This window comes from Pseudobutyrivibrio sp. UC1225, from assembly GCF_900115215.1.
GTDB lineage: Bacteria > Bacillota > Clostridia > Lachnospirales > Lachnospiraceae > Pseudobutyrivibrio.
Window position 1 is genome coordinate 91,803 of the sequence record NZ_FOVQ01000007.1, and the last position, 15,262, is coordinate 107,064.

At 32.0% G+C, this 15,262-nt stretch carries 13 protein-coding genes; all 13 read left to right on the top strand.

What is annotated here, in order from left to right; genetic code table 11:
• Positions 1–70 precede the first annotated feature (70 nt).
• The 13 genes from BMZ41_RS10235 to BMZ41_RS10295 all read left to right on the top strand — a co-directional run bounded on the left by BMZ41_RS10235 (position 71) and on the right by BMZ41_RS10295 (position 15,256).
• On the top strand, positions 71–1,138 hold the full coding sequence (locus tag BMZ41_RS10235) for an NHL repeat-containing protein (RefSeq protein ID WP_090529326.1): 1,068 nt from the start codon (positions 71–73) through the stop codon (positions 1,136–1,138).
• Positions 1,125–2,180 carry a polysaccharide pyruvyl transferase family protein gene (locus tag BMZ41_RS10240; RefSeq protein ID WP_090529329.1) on the top strand — a complete coding sequence of 352 codons (1,056 nt, stop codon included), beginning with the start codon at positions 1,125–1,127 and terminating at the stop codon, positions 2,178–2,180. The genes BMZ41_RS10235 and BMZ41_RS10240 overlap by 14 nt, the downstream gene beginning before the upstream one ends.
• A gap of 45 nt (positions 2,181–2,225) precedes the next feature.
• Positions 2,226–3,449: a glycosyltransferase family A protein gene (locus tag BMZ41_RS10245; RefSeq protein ID WP_177184205.1), complete on the top strand. Its 1,224-nt coding sequence runs from the start codon at positions 2,226–2,228 to the stop codon at positions 3,447–3,449.
• The gene (locus tag BMZ41_RS10250; RefSeq protein WP_090529335.1) at positions 3,412–4,461 is read left to right on the top strand and encodes a polysaccharide pyruvyl transferase family protein; all 1,050 of its coding nucleotides are present in this window, start codon (positions 3,412–3,414) and stop codon (positions 4,459–4,461) included. Before BMZ41_RS10245 ends, BMZ41_RS10250 begins: the two co-directional genes overlap by 38 nt.
• Positions 4,462–4,485: 24 nt before the next feature.
• The gene (locus BMZ41_RS10255; RefSeq protein ID WP_090529339.1) at positions 4,486–6,003 is read left to right on the top strand and encodes a Coenzyme F420 hydrogenase/dehydrogenase, beta subunit C-terminal domain; all 1,518 of its coding nucleotides are present in this window, start codon (positions 4,486–4,488) and stop codon (positions 6,001–6,003) included.
• A 26-nt stretch (positions 6,004–6,029) separates the two neighbouring features.
• The gene (locus BMZ41_RS10260) at positions 6,030–7,073 is read left to right on the top strand and encodes an FkbM family methyltransferase (protein WP_090529342.1); all 1,044 of its coding nucleotides are present in this window, start codon (positions 6,030–6,032) and stop codon (positions 7,071–7,073) included.
• A 50-nt stretch (positions 7,074–7,123) separates the two neighbouring features.
• Entirely contained in the window at positions 7,124–8,554 is a 1,431-nt protein-coding gene (locus tag BMZ41_RS10265; protein ID WP_090529345.1) for a glycosyltransferase family 2 protein, read from the top strand.
• A 47-nt stretch (positions 8,555–8,601) separates the two neighbouring features.
• A complete protein-coding gene (locus BMZ41_RS10270; protein ID WP_090529348.1) occupies positions 8,602–9,951 on the top strand; it encodes a glycosyltransferase in 1,350 nt (449 codons plus the stop codon).
• 156 nt (positions 9,952–10,107) lie between these two features.
• Positions 10,108–11,307 (top strand): glycosyltransferase family 2 protein, encoded by a 1,200-nt coding sequence (locus BMZ41_RS10275; RefSeq protein ID WP_090529351.1) that lies wholly within the window; start codon positions 10,108–10,110, stop codon positions 11,305–11,307.
• A gap of 106 nt (positions 11,308–11,413) precedes the next feature.
• Positions 11,414–11,866, top strand: a complete 453-nt coding sequence (locus BMZ41_RS10280; RefSeq protein WP_090529353.1) for a DUF4869 domain-containing protein — start codon at positions 11,414–11,416, stop codon at positions 11,864–11,866.
• 18 nt (positions 11,867–11,884) lie between these two features.
• Positions 11,885–12,841, top strand: a complete 957-nt coding sequence (locus tag BMZ41_RS10285; protein WP_090529356.1) for a hypothetical protein — start codon at positions 11,885–11,887, stop codon at positions 12,839–12,841.
• Entirely contained in the window at positions 12,838–14,001 is a 1,164-nt protein-coding gene (locus BMZ41_RS10290) for a radical SAM family protein (RefSeq protein ID WP_090529359.1), read from the top strand. The genes BMZ41_RS10285 and BMZ41_RS10290 overlap by 4 nt, the downstream gene beginning before the upstream one ends.
• 10 nt (positions 14,002–14,011) lie before the next feature.
• The gene (locus BMZ41_RS10295) at positions 14,012–15,256 is read left to right on the top strand and encodes a GT-D fold domain-containing glycosyltransferase (RefSeq protein ID WP_090529363.1); all 1,245 of its coding nucleotides are present in this window, start codon (positions 14,012–14,014) and stop codon (positions 15,254–15,256) included.
• The last annotated feature ends 6 nt before the right edge of the window (positions 15,257–15,262 follow it).

Below are 15,262 nucleotides of genomic sequence, written 5' to 3' on the forward strand. Positions count from 1 at the left end.
TTAATTGAATTAAATATTGTTTATTTAGGGAGTGCCTAGGCACTCCCTTTTTTTATGAAGGGGAAGTGAAATGGAAGAAAAAGTTAATCTTCTAACGGAATGTGGAGTGAGAATAAAAAATAAAATATATTTTTGCTCAACATATTATAATGTCGTATTTTCTCTTGATATGGAACAAAAAGATATTATTTTAGAGAGCATTATCCCAATGGAAGACGCGTTATCGGATAGATTATCAACTATGCAGTTATTAATAGAGGATAAGTTGCTTTTTGTTCCAATGAATGCAAAGAAAGTATGGGTTTGGGAAATAGGTACTAATCATTGGCACGGAATAGACTTACCTGATTTAGAAGGAGTAAACAATAAATTTTTTCAAGCTGTAGTTATGAAAAATATCGTTTTTATGTTTGGTTGTCAACTACCAATCATTTTACGATTAAACCTTTCTGATGAAAGTATAAAAATAATCAAAATTCCATTCAATATTCATTTATATAAGCAACAACAGAAGAAATATTTGAGACGTGATTATGTAATAATTGATAATTATATTTATATGGCTTCATGTTTTGATAACTGCGTTATGCGCTTTGATTATGATGATGAATCAGTTGAATTACTAAAAGTAGGCAAAGATAACTACCGTTATGCTGGAATTGCGTTTGATGGAAATAATTTTTGGTTAACACTTGAGTATGAGGCAAGAGTAATACGATGTGATAAGGAATTGAATATTATAGAGGAAGTAATTTTAGATGAAGAAAATGATGAGATTATTGCTATAAATGGGATAGAAATACTAAGTGATAATACTATATTTGTTGAAAGTAGATTTGGAATGTCTTATCTAATTCATTATGAAAAAAATATGTTAGTAGATAAAGTAGATAAAACCTTTATGTATATGTCAAAAGAAAATGAATATGAATATTTTTTTGAGAAGAATGGAGTTTTTACAGTAAAGAAAGGGAATAAAAAAGAAATATTTGATGTTTCTGTAAAAAGAAGAGTGCTATATAAGTTTCTAAAAAAATCTTTCACACAGAAATTTAATCAAAAAGAGAATAGTATGTTTAGATTGGATGATTATTTAACTGTATTAGATTTGATGGAGGATCGAGTTGGTAAAGCTTAGATATTACGATGGAGTAGTAAATATTGGAGATCAACTTGCAACAGTAGTTAATGATTGGATGGTAAAGCAGTATAAGTTAGAAGATAATAATGAATCTACTGTAAATTTATTGACAATTGGTTCTATTCTTGCGGCAGATTTTTTTAGAGATGATGCAGTAGTATGGGGCACAGGGATTCATTATATAGAGGATTCAGCTCGACTGGCAGTCAATTATGAACGACGTAAGTTGGATATACGAGCTGTTAGAGGGCCTATAACTAGAAGGGCTTTAGCTTATGCTGGATATTCATGCCCAAGAGTTTATGGGGATCCTGCTATTTTGATGCCATATATATATAAACCAAAAATATTTCCGACAAAAAATAAAATATCTGTTATTTACCAATGGAAAGATAGACTAAATGAGGTTCCAAGTGGAGTAACCAAAATAGATGTAGAAACAAATAACTATCAAAAGGTCATAGATGAGATTGTAAGTTCATCTATGGTGGTGTCCGCATCATTACATGGCATTATCTTAGCAGAGAGTTATGGAGTCCCAGCAGTATGGTTGATTGAGAAAGAAACAGATGAAGTGATTAAATATTTTGATTGGTATTATTCTACTAAAAGATTCAAAGTCAAGGTGGCAAGTTCTATTGAAGAAGCGATAAATATGGAACCCATGCCTTTGCCGAATTTAGACGAAATGCGAGCGGAACTATACGAATCATATCCGAAGGATATCTATACAAAATATGTAGTAAAAGAATGGAACTACGTTTTTTGGGGATTTGGTAATTGTTTTAAAAGAAATATTCAAAAAATTGAAGCTAGAAAAAATGAATATATATTAGTAGATAGTGATTCTAATAAATGGGGCACGTGTTATAAAAACATAGAATGTAAATCACCAGATATTTTGAAAGATAATAAAAATTATTATGTTGTGATAACTGTCGATAACTCAAATGTAATAGAGGAAATAATAGAAAAATTACAAGAATTAAATATATGTTGTTATGAAACTATAGACAAATGGATGAGATACTTGCGATAAAAGTATTGATAAGAAATTATTTAATTATTAATGTGGGTGATTTGTATGGATTATGAAAATGACTTGGTAACAATAATTGTTCCATGTTTTAATGGAGAGAAATATGTACATCGTTTTTTTGAGTCATTAATTAAACAAACATATAAATATATCCAATTAATATTTGTTAATGATGGCTCGGTTGATGGGACTAGAGAAGTTTTTAACATATATGATTATCTTATGAGGCAGGCTGGAATAAAGACAGTATATATAGAACAAATTAATCAGGGACAAGCCGCTGCGATAAATTCTGCATTACCATATGTATGTGGTGAGTTTTTGATGTGGATGGATTCAGATGATATTCTTCTGTGTAATCATATAGAAACGAAGGTTAATTTATTAAGAGGTAATGCTAACTCTATAGTAATGTGTAAAGGAATAATCGTTGAAGAAAAACAAATAGAAATACCCATTGGAGAAATAAGTAATTGTGAAATAAAGGAAAGATTGTTTGAAAAATTGTACTGGGGGTTATGTGGATGTACTGGTGCGTTATTTATGGTGCATACTAGAGATTTTTTTTCTGAGTTTCAACAAAAAAAAATTATTACTAGTAGAGTGGGGCAGAATTTACAGATACTATTACCATTATTAACAAAATATTCTGTTGGAACGATAAATGAGAAGCTTTTTATTTATGTAAACAGAGACGATAGTCATAGTCACAGTTTTAAGACGTATCAAGAAAGATTTAATAGAATTAAAGATATTGAAGAATTGAAGGTAAGTATTTTAAAAAGTATCAAAGATAGATTCTGTGAATCGTATTATCAGCAATTGAACAGTGTTTTAAGAAAAATAGATCTCGTACAGAAATTAGAATTGTTGAATGAAGCGTTGGACTTACCGGTGGAGATAACAAAAGAAATAATTAATGAATATAGGTTTTATATAAACGATAAAAAGAGTAGATTTTGGATATGGGGAGCATGTAAGAAAAATGAGATTTTAGCTAAGGGATTGGAGATGTATGGCAATTTAAATATATCAGGGTATATAGATAGTGATGATAAGAAACAGGGAGAAAATGTAATAGCACCTTCACACGTATTTGATGAGAATGATTATTTAATAATACCATTGGCATATCATGGTGAAATAGTATCACTTTTAGATGAACGTGGGATGAAGAGTTCAGTTGATTACCTGTATTTGGCATATGATATAAAGAGAGGTATAGAACACGATGAAGAAAGTCGGAATAGCAACTTTCCACTATGCTGACAATTACGGAGCAGTCCTACAATGTTACGCGTTGCAAAAGGTGTTAAACAGATTTGATAAGATAACCGCTAATTTAATTAATTATATTCCGAATCAATACAGATATCCTCGTATTTGGAAGACAGAATATGAACATAAACAATGGCTTAATAAACGAGAAGCATTTGATAATTTTTTGAAAAAGAAATGCGAAATGGATTCTAGAACAGTATCAACAATTACTGGAGAAGGATACGATGCATTATGTGTTGGTAGTGATCAAATTTGGAATCCATTTTCAAATACCAAAGAATACTTTTTGCCTAATGTAAGCGCAGGAATAAAAAAAATATCTTACGCTGCTAGTATAGGATGTTCAGTTGTAGAAGCGGAAAAAAACAAGAAACAATTTAGCAGATATTTGGCTAAATTTGATAGTTTGAGTGTCAGAGAAATTGAACATCAGGATTTTGTGACAGCTATGAGCGGAAAAGAATGTTCTTGTGTAATTGATCCGACGCTGCTGATAAATGAAAGCGAATATATCAATTTGATTGGGAATAGAGAAGAGGATGGAGGCGAATATATATTTTTTTATTGGCTACAACATAGCAATGATTTTTATAAAGTGGTGCCTATTGTAAATAAAATAGCTGCGGAGAAAAAACTAAAAGTAAAACATACTTTATGGAATAATAATGGGCAGATTTTATTCCCAGATTCAGAATGTGTTATTTATAGTGATATTGAACGTTTTTTATGTCTTATAAAAAATGCGACATTCGTAATAACAAATTCATATCATGGAACAATCCTTTCACTTAAGTTTCATATTCCGTTCTATACATATGTGGATAAGAATATGAGCAGCCGATTTAAAACACTTGATTCATATATAGATATTAAGAGTAGGATAATTAATTGGGGAGATGATTGTCAAGAATCTGAGTTAGATTATTTAAGTATTGAAAGAAAGATAGGTAAGAAAAAAGAGGAATCGTTATTGTATTTGAAACAAGCATTAGAATTGTAATTATATTTTTTATAAAAGGTAAAAATGATGGAATCTATAAAAGCTTTAGACGCTGAAAAGTGCACAGGCTGTGGTGGATGTATGGCTGTGTGTGTAACGAAATGTATTAGTATGACTGAGGATGAAGAGGGCTTTTTGCGTCCAAATGTTATGCAAGATAAATGCATAGAATGCGGGCGGTGTATGAGCTTTTGCACGAGGAAAGAGGTGTATAGTGATTTTAAATCGAAAGCATATGCAGCGTGCTCAAAGGATGAAATAATAAAACAAAAAAGTAGTTCCGGTGGCATATTTTATCATTTGGCAAAAGAATTTATAGAAGCAGGAGGGATAGTGTATGGTGCCGCATTTGTAAGCCCAAATGAGGTAAAACATATACGTATTGACAAAGTAAAAGATATAGATATATTGATGGGATCAAAATATGTGCAGAGCAATGTTTCAGAATGCTGGGAGGAAATAACTAACGATTTATTAGCGGGAAAAGAAGTACTATTCTCAGGAACGCCATGTCAGGTAGAATCCTTAAAAAAAATATTTAGAGATTATGAAGATAAAGTATACGGAATAGCTGTGGTATGCCATGGTGTCCCTTCGCCTTTAGTATGGAAAAAGTATATAAGTCTAAAGATGGGACAATATGATGAAAGTAAAATAAGAAACATATCATTTAGGGATAAGACATTTGGTTGGAATAGATTTAGTTTGAAAATAGACTTTGATAACAATGAATATATAGATGGACATGAACACGATATATATATGCAAGGTTTTTTGAGGAATTTATATCTTAGAAAGTCATGCTATGAATGTAATTGTAAAGGGGTAGGTGGATACAATGACATTATATTGGGTGATTTCTGGAACGTAGAAATGGAAATACCAGGTATAGATACTTATTTAGGTATTAGCGCAGTAATCATAAATTCAAAAAAAGGAAAGATGTTATGGGAAAGCGTTATTGATAATTTGGAATATAGATCAGTATCAATTGAGCAAATCGCAAGAAATAATACAGCACTAGAAATGTCAGTTCAAAAAAATCCTGATAGAAGTATCTTTTATCAAGAATTATTGAATGGTGGAATAATAGATGAAGTTATCACCAGTATATTGAGAAAAGATTTAATAGATGATGATATTAGAAGAAAGTATTACTACCCAATTTTACTTGAGTATTTAGAGAGCTATGTTGATGGATTTAGTTTAGGAAAGATATTAGAGGACAATGGTTTATGTAGAATAGTTTTATATGGAGTGACAGATATTCTTCGTATAGCAAAAATGGATATAGAAAAAAATAATAGGGTAGATATAACTATTTGCGATAAGAATCCAAGTTCATTTATTGATGAGTTCGCTAATAGTAGAGTATGTGGTTTAGAGGATTTAGTTATATTATGTAATAATCATGAAGTTGATGCGATTATTATATGTAACTTACTTAGGGAGGGGCAGATACGTAACGATTTTGAAAAGAGAAATATAAGTTCGAAGGTTTATTCGTTTGTCCAATTGTTGCCACAAAGGAAATCTGTATAACAAATCAAATATAGAATGGAGAGGGAATGGAATTAATACTTGAAACAATTAATAACATTTATGATCATCTTTCGGATGATGAATCGAAAAAGATTTTTAATATGAGATTAAAATATCTTATATCATGTGATGAGCGGGAATATGTAACTTCAAACATGATGTTGTATAATGACTGGAAAATGATTGATGGGTTAAGAGCGCCTGAAATAGAAGATCCTTTAATAATATGCACTGCAGGACATGATGGATTGCTAAACAAAACGGTATTGAGTAAGTTGGGTTACCAGATATTATGCTATACAGATAGATTAAAAAAAGGAACTGTTGAAGGGATTGAAATAAAATCTATTGAAGAAGCTGCGAAGAAATATATTGGAGCGAAATATGTTGTGGGTTCTAAAAGGTTTATGAAGGAAATATATACTGAGCTAATAGCGAGCGGAATTTCGAAAGATAAAATTGTAATTCCGAGACACCGATATATAACTTTAAAGCGAGGAAATACATATTTTGATGCGTTTAAATCGAGCGGTGATGATTTTTTTGTAGATGCAGGTGCAAATAATGGTGATACTATAGTTGGATTCAAAAAATGGTGCAATGATAAATTCGAAAAAATTATGGCTTTTGAACCGAATAGGATAACCTATGAAAATTTAGTGGATAATACGAAGAATGATCAAAGGGTAGAAGCATATAATTACGCATTATGGGATAAGAAAGAGACTTTAAGATTTTCACTAAATGGTGCTGGTTCGAGAGTAATCTGTGATAGTAATATGTGTTCGGGAGAGATTGATTCTGCATTTGCGGTTACACTAGATTCTATGTTAGATAAAGAAAGAATAACTTTTATAAAGATGGATATAGAGGGTAGTGAACTTCATGCGCTAATGGGGGCAAGAAAAACCATTATACGTAATAAACCAAATCTGGCAATTTGCGTATATCATAAACCTATTGATTTTATTGAAATAGCTTCATATCTATTGGTGTTAAATCCAGATTATAAAATTAATTATAGAAATTATTTTTCAAACACGTATGAAACGATTTTATATGCTTATTAGAAACGAAATAATATAATTATCAACATGTTCAATAAAGGAAGAAATGAGACATGAGTGTAACATTAAGTGTGATTATTCCAGTATATAATACGGAAAAATATATTGATAATTGTATCGAAAGCGTATTGTCTCAAACAGAAAAGTTTGATGAGATAATAATAATAAATGATGGTTCGACGGATTCATCAGGCTCGATTTGTGATTCGTATGCTAAAGCAAATAGTAATATAACATTAATAAATCAAGAAAACACAGGGCAAGCAGTTGCAAGAAATAAAGGCATAAAACAAGCTAACAGTGAGTATATTTGTTTTCTTGATTCTGATGACTACTTATATCCAGATTATGTTAAGAAAGTAAAGAAAAATTTAAGTGTAGAAGATATAGATATTCTTTATTTCGATGCAAAAACAGTATGTGAAACATCTATAATGAAGTTAGAGGATATATACAATAGGACTAATGTTGCTCCTAAAAATGTGATGTCTGGAATGGATTATTTTGCAGAATGTTATCCAGAGGGATATAGAGAATCTCCATGTCTTGTAGTATTTAAGTTAGATTATCTTAAGAAAAGTAATGCGCAGTTTCCACCTGTAAGAATATTTGAAGATAATTATTTTTCTTTTATTACTGCAGTAAGTGCAAATAGTGTTAAATATATACCCGAAAAACTATATGTAAGGAGATATAGGGATAATTCTACCATGACTTCAATAATGACATATGAAAAATGGAGTCAGTTGGTATTTTGTATAGAAAAATGTTGGGATTATATTCAAGAGTTACAGAGTACGATTGATGATAAATACAAAGATGTATTCGTGAGATTTTATTTTAAATCATTAATTAATATATATAGTGCAGCCAATATAGTATTTGATACTAGTTCAACGATAAAAATAGACAGAGAGCTAAATAGACTCCAAGATCGAGTGGCAAAAGAATTAGATATATTTAAGGTTAGTAATTTATCGTTTGAAACTGCCAAAATAATCACTGAATTCCAAATGATATTTCGTAAAGTCACTAAGAATTTATGGAGTATATTATTTGGTGAACGGGCATTGGCTAATATGGCATATATTAAATATTTAACTACAATAAAGAATTATTTAGAAAAGTTGCCACTATCATCAAAAAAAAGAATAGGTATATATGGGACGGGAAATCATACTGATAAATTTATGTTATGGTACGAAAAGGTAATAGGTAGTATTAATGCAGAAGTTTTCTATATTGAGACGAATTGTTTGTCAGGACAAAAATATTATTGTGGAAGACCTATTATAAGTGTTAATGATATTCTCGATTATAATATCGAAGAAATCGTTATTTCTAGTGCATTATATGAAAAAGATATGTATATCATGTTAAAAGATAACCTAAAATTTAAAGGTAAAGTATATAGATTATATGAAACCTCGGCCAAAGATATATTTTTAGAGTTACGTTATTTACCTTTTGACTATTTGCCATAAAATTACTGAGATTCTTTTTTGAGGACGTTATCGGGGACGGAGGAAAAATGCAACCTAAAATCAGTGTTGTAGTACCAGTATATAATGGAGAAAAACATATTGATAGGTGTCTGCAAAGTATTATGCGTCAGGATTTAGAAGACATAGAAATTATATGTGTGGATGACGGCTCGACAGATAATACCTACAATATTCTTTTGTGGTATCAAAAAAACTATTCAAATATAAAGGTATATAAACAATCGAGAAAATATGCCGGAGTAGCTAGAAATCTTGGATTGAGCAAAGCTGAGGGGGAATATGTTCATTTTTTAGATGCAGACGATTATATATATGATAATGTTTACTCTCAAATTTATAGTCAAGCAGTAGCCAGTAAATTGGATTGCTTGAAATTTAGGTGTTTTTGCTTTAAGGCTGATAGCGGAACACAAAAAGAAGAGGAATACGTGGAGTATTCTCTTTTTAACGTTCATGAAAAATTCTTCGATGGTAGAGTGCTAAATCCTAGGGAATATATAGATTTAATGATAAGAAAACTCACTTGCGCACCATGGAGTGGAATTTATCGACGTGATTTTTTGATAAATAATAATATAGAATTTAATGATTTGAAATGTGTTAACGATTGGTCTTTTTATGTTTCAGTTCTTATTAATGCGGAAAGAGTTTCGTTGAGTGACGCAGTAGTAGTTAATCATCAGATGGGACGCGATACGTCTTTGGTGGGAATAAGAGCTAATAATTTTGATTGTGTATATAAATCTTATTATATTGTTGAAGATATAGTAAAAAATACGAGTGAGAAAATACGTCGAGAAATACTTCAGGCGGAATTAATGGGGATCTTTTTCGACTATAATAACTTACCGAGAGATATTCAAGAGAAAGAAAAAGCTAGATTTGATGAATTTATTGATCATCTTGACATGAACGATATAATCCAAAGTAAAAATGCAGATTCAAATATGGATATATCACGAGCTAATAAAATTGCCAAGATTCAATCGGATGTTTCGGGGATATGTTACTATAACTATTCTAAATTAACATCAACTGGTAAAAGAGTAGAAGATATATTAGATAAAAATAAAATAGACGAGATATATGTATATGGACTAGGAGAAATTGGACGTATGGTTATGTCTGATTTGAAACTGTCAAATTCAGATAGAGTAAAAGGAATATTTGATAAGAGAGCGGATAATAATGAAATATTTGCAATGGGTTCGAAGAATATATCTGTAAAGAAACCAAGTGAAATACCGTTAGATGAAGTTCCTATCCTTGTTACACCTGCTAGGGATTATTTAGATATTACCAAAGAGCTGATAGATATGGGGATTAATGAAAAAAGGATAATATTATTGTGTGATTTGCTAAAGCTTGCACCTTAAGTATAAAGGTTGCTAAAGGTTGCACCTCATGTAAAATACAATAATTTTAAATATAGGGTCGATGGGGAGTAAAAGGTAATATTGTTTTGAAGTGCGCTTCGCATCGTTATGATGCGAGGCGCTTTTTTGTTAATGTATGAATGGGAGTAATTAAAAATGATAAGTATTATAGTTCCTGTTTATAATTCAGAAAAATACTTAATAAGATGCATTGAAAGCATATTGCATCAGAGTATTGAATCAATAGAAATAATACTTGTTGATGATGGCTCGATGGATAAATCTGACGAGATATGTGATAAATATAGTGGTGAATATTCAAATATTAAGGTTATTCATAAAGAAAATGGCGGTTCTACCTCTGCTAGATTAGCCGGCGTTGAGGCTGCCACATATGACCTAATTGGTTTTGTAGATAGTGATGATTATGTTGAGCCAGAGATGTTCGCGGAATTATATAAAGTATATTCTGAGTCTGGTGCAGACCTGATATCTTCAGGAATAATTCGTGAGTATAATTCAGGTCAAAAAAAAGAAATAGTTATGGATAATTATGGAGAAGGATTATATAAAGATATTGCTGATAGTATATATCCATCCATGTTATTTGATTTTAAGAAAAATGATTTTGGATTATATCCAACATTAGTAAATAAGTTATTCAAAAAGGATATCATTCAAAAAATACTCAGAGAAATTGATAGTCGCATTTTCTATGGCGAGGATTCCACTACATTGTATTCCTATTGCATGGAGATAAAGAGTATTTATATTCTGCATGAAGCTTATTATCACTACTGCATAAGGAATGATTCTATGTGCCATGATTGTAATCCTGAGCTAATAATGAATACCTACAGGTTATATTCAACACTTTATGATAAGTTTAAGGATAGTAGAAAAAAGGATGAACTAATAAGGCAGCTGAAAAGATATGTTTTGGAATTAGAATCACATACTCTAGAGTGCATTTATGGAATAAATCATGGACTGTTAAATATCTGGGAATTTAATTATGAGCCTCAGTTACTAAGGGATAATAAATATATTATCTATGGGGCAAATGCATGTGGGCAGGCACTGTATCATTATGTACGTCGAAATAATGCTCAGGATAATCTGGTTGCCTGGGTTGATAAAAACTATGAGCAATTAGGATTTCAATGTGACTATGATTTAGAATCCATAAAAAAAGGTCTGTCAAAAGATTATGATTTGATAATAATAGCTGTCAAGAATTCCTCATTGGCTGAGGTAATTCGAGAAGAGCTGATAACTGATTATCAAGTTGACCCTAGTAAAATCATCTGGAGGGAATGTATTGAAAAATCTTTCTTTTCAGAGGCTATGATGTGAATGGAGGATTCATATTTAACACATCTAATGGATGAAAAAAACTATATAGTGTATAATTTAGCTGTAGCTAAGGCTACAGCATTTTTTATAAACAAGAGGAAGAAATATGCTGAAAATATATTTTGGAGACTATACAGGAAAAAATTATATTAATAATCCAGATTTATTTTTTGATAATACATATTCCGATGAGTGGCTTGAAAGCGACTTAGCAAAAGAAATAGTTAAGGATATTGATAAATCTGAATTAGTGGGTCCTAATTTGGTAGTCAGTCCATTTTTGGGATCTATTTCTATTAATAGAATTTCAGGTGGTGCCAAAACTCTTATTCAAATAGCATTTGATGATGAGCACGTTTATAATGCTTCAGCATGTGGTGATAACTGTGCTGAATGGTTACTTAAAATTGGAAATTCAAAAGATGTCTTAGTTCGATTAGGACATATGATGCATTTCCCATGCGAGAAATTTGATATTAAGATTGAAAATACTAGTGAAATAGTCCATTCTCCCAAAGAGTTAGCAGAAAAAGTAGTTATTGACGGATTGTTGGACTAGTGGAGGCTGTACAATCGGATGATAGGTAAATACGAAATTGATTTATATAACAACAAAGTTCATTATCATTTAACGGTAAAAAGAAATATTACTGTTCTTAGAGGAGATAGTGCTTCAGGAAAATCCGAGTTGATAAGGCTCTTGTCACTATATAATAGTAGTCCAGAATCATCTGGTATTACTCTTAAATGTGAGAAGAGTTGTAATGTGTTGACCGAAGAAAATGGGACTTTGTTTATTGATACCTATGAAGAAAGAATATTCTTTATAGACGAGGGTAATAGTTTTTTAAAGAGTAAAGAGTTTGCTGAAAAAGTAAAAAAAGCAAACCATTATTTTATTATAGTCTCACGAGAAAAAATGTCACAGTTACCATATAGTATTGAGGAGATATATGGGCTAAGAGAGAATCGAGAAGCGGATAAATATAGAGTCGCCAAGAAAGTGTATAACGAGATGTATCAGTTATACGGAAATAGTGAGACGCTAATCAGTAAACCGATGCTTGTTATTACTGAAGATTCAAACTCAGGCAACGATTTCTTTAGTGAAATATATGCTGCAAAATGTGTTTCGGCCAAAGGGAAAAGTAATATAAAAAAGATGATGGCTCAGTCATCAGAAGATAATGTCCTTGCAATAGTAGATGGCGCCGCTTTTGGCCCAGAGATACAGGATTGTATGGAGTATATTATTACATCTAAAAAAGATGCAAGGATTTATGCACCTGAGTCGTTTGAATACTTGATTTTAAAATCTGGAGTGGTACAGGTACCTAGTGAAATCTTGGATGAGACATGGAATTATTCAGATAGTAGAGACTTTTTTAGTTGGGAAGAATTTTATACGCATGAATTGTGTGAAAGAACAAGAAATAGTGTTTGCCAATATTCAAAAAAGCGTCTAAATGATTACTATCTAACAAAAGGTTCTGTTGAGAAAATTAAAAAGATTCTTCCGGATGATATTAAATGATGGTTATGAATGAACTAAGAGAAAAATACAATCAAATCTCAACATATCTTCCTAAAGAAAGAAAAGTAGCAATCTTTGGGTGCGGGAAGCTGGGTGAGGAATTGTATCCAGTGCTTATTCGCTATGCCTTGTTTGGGGGATTTATTGATAACGATAAAAGTAAGCAGGATAGTGGATATTTAGGGGAGAAGGTTTATTCCTTGGAAGATTTTCTCGCCAAGGAGAACAGGTCATATATTGTAATCACGGCAACTAAAGATAATACCAAGACGATAGGAAAACAGCTGGAGAAAAATGGCTTAGAGGCTGAACAAGACTATACTGACTGGGAACATTTTTTGAAGGACATATTACCATTAATATCGTATTTCCGTAATGAAAAAATATTTGTAAATCTGGCTCAGATATGTGTAACGGAGCGATGTACTTTGCGTTGTGAGGCATGTGCACATGCTTGCAATAAAGTGAGTAGAGACGAGCAGGATATGTCATTTGAAAGTGTAAAGAAAAGTGCAGATAGCTTCTTCAAAAATGTGGATATCGTCAAGGAATTTGTACTAATTGGTGGAGAACCATTTTTATATAAAGACTTGGACAAGGCCGTAGAATACATCGGAGAAAATTATAGAAAAAAAATAATAATGTTTTCTATAACTACGAATGGTACCATCACACCAGATGATACTCTGATAGCCTTGATAAAAAAGTATGATGTGACAGTTAGAATTTCAGACTATTCATATACGTTACCTAATCTAAAAAAGTCTTATGAGAGGCTTTTGGAAAAACTTCATGGAGTGAAGACTGTACTTCTAGATACCTCCAAGGATCAGTGGTTTGATTATGGATTCTTTGAAGTAGACAATGGGGAAGATGAAGAACGACTAAAAAGGATTTTCAAGACCTGTAACACGCCTTGTCGAGAAATCAGAGAAAATAAGTATTACTATTGCGTAATGGCAAGAAGTGTTTCCGAGAATTCTGGCAAGGATGTAGGCCTTGATGAATATCTTGATATGGATGCAGTTAAGGATAAGAAAGATGTATTGGCTTTTGAATTAGGATTGGTTGAAAATGGATATCTGAGCATGTGTAGGTACTGTAGAGGAGCAGAGGCTGAAAAGTTTCTTATTCCAGCAGCAATACAGCAGAAAAGATAGGGGATTAGTAATGAAAAAGGTTTATATTTTTGGACGAGGAGTGGGGTACTCCTATCTAAAAAAATGTCTGGTAAATGATATAGAAATAAAAGCCTTTATCGATAACTATGCCCAGGAGCAGGTGGATGTAGACGGTATCCCAATAATAAATGAGCAATCCATTTGTGGAGATTATGACTATGTAATAGTGAGCATTATGTCATTTAATCCAATACGTCAGGAACTAATAGAAAGCGGGGTTCCAGCAGAGAAAATAATTTGCTTTTTTGACGAGAAAGATGCGGACAATCCTGCTTACGAAGAAGTGATTGATTCTTCAAAATGGAAAGCCGAATTAACATGGAAATACACCCAAGAGGTAGTGAAACCAACTCTTTATAATCTGCCATATGAAACCAACGCTGATAGTCTCTTGGAGAAAAAAGAAATTCCATATGTAATGACAGAAGAAGAGACCATACAGGAGGTGCTAGGAGCAAAGAAAAGTTTGGTTCGCTATGGTGATGGCGAGTTTGAAATGATGTTAAACAGGCTACGTTTGCGCTATCAGAACGTAGATGAGAAGCTTGCGGCTAGGCTTAAGGAAATAATAAATTCAAATGATTCTAGAATACTGATTGCCATTGCGGACAATTATGGCAATCTATCTAAATACACAGATGTAGCAGCTAATGGAATAAGGCAGTATCTAGCTCCATCGGTTCGTGCTGCTCACATGGAAATTCTCGATGTATCAAAGAAATATGGCAATGCATATGTGTCGCGACCATATTTTATTTATAAAGATAAAAATCCCGAAGTGATTAGAAAAAAATTTAATCTAATTAAAAAGATATGGCAAGACCAGGATGTGATTATTGTTGAAGGGGACCACACAAGGTTTGGTTTAGGTAACGACCTTCTTGAGAACGTCAAGAGCGTAGAAAGAATTCTTGTTCCAGACAAGGATGCCTTTAATAAATATGATGAAATACTTGCTACGGCCAGAAAGTATGCAGCAAATCATTTGACTATTGGTATAGTAGGACCAACAGCGGCAGTGCTTGCCTATGATTTAGCCAAGGAAGGACATTGGGCGTTAGACATTGGTCAACTTGATACTGAGTACGAGTGGTTCCTAAGGGGAGCAGAGGAAAGATGCGACGTGCCATATAAAACAGTCAGTGAGTATGTTGACAAAAAAGGTTACGAAGAAATGCCTGCTGAACTTTGGGAGAAATATTCTGGAGAAATAATTGCAAGGATAGAAGCATAGGGAAAA

Bases quoted from the DNA above. Each gene is read 5' to 3' on its own strand.
- BMZ41_RS10250 (WP_090529335.1), top strand. From the start codon at position 3,412: ATGAAGAAAGTCGGAATAGCAACTTTCCACTATGCTGACAATTACGGA.
- BMZ41_RS10270 (WP_090529348.1), top strand. From the start codon at position 8,602: ATGCAACCTAAAATCAGTGTTGTAGTACCAGTATATAATGGAGAAAAA.
- BMZ41_RS10290 (WP_090529359.1), top strand. From the start codon at position 12,838: ATGATGGTTATGAATGAACTAAGAGAAAAATACAATCAAATCTCAACA.
- BMZ41_RS10260 (WP_090529342.1), top strand. From the start codon at position 6,030: ATGGAATTAATACTTGAAACAATTAATAACATTTATGATCATCTTTCG.
- BMZ41_RS10285 (WP_090529356.1), top strand. From the start codon at position 11,885: ATGATAGGTAAATACGAAATTGATTTATATAACAACAAAGTTCATTAT.
- BMZ41_RS10245 (WP_177184205.1), top strand. From the start codon at position 2,226: ATGGATTATGAAAATGACTTGGTAACAATAATTGTTCCATGTTTTAAT.
- BMZ41_RS10235 (WP_090529326.1), top strand. From the start codon at position 71: ATGGAAGAAAAAGTTAATCTTCTAACGGAATGTGGAGTGAGAATAAAA.
- BMZ41_RS10265 (WP_090529345.1), top strand. From the start codon at position 7,124: ATGAGTGTAACATTAAGTGTGATTATTCCAGTATATAATACGGAAAAA.
- BMZ41_RS10255 (WP_090529339.1), top strand. From the start codon at position 4,486: ATGATGGAATCTATAAAAGCTTTAGACGCTGAAAAGTGCACAGGCTGT.
- BMZ41_RS10275 (WP_090529351.1), top strand. From the start codon at position 10,108: ATGATAAGTATTATAGTTCCTGTTTATAATTCAGAAAAATACTTAATA.
- BMZ41_RS10280 (WP_090529353.1), top strand. From the start codon at position 11,414: ATGCTGAAAATATATTTTGGAGACTATACAGGAAAAAATTATATTAAT.
- BMZ41_RS10295 (WP_090529363.1), top strand. From the start codon at position 14,012: ATGAAAAAGGTTTATATTTTTGGACGAGGAGTGGGGTACTCCTATCTA.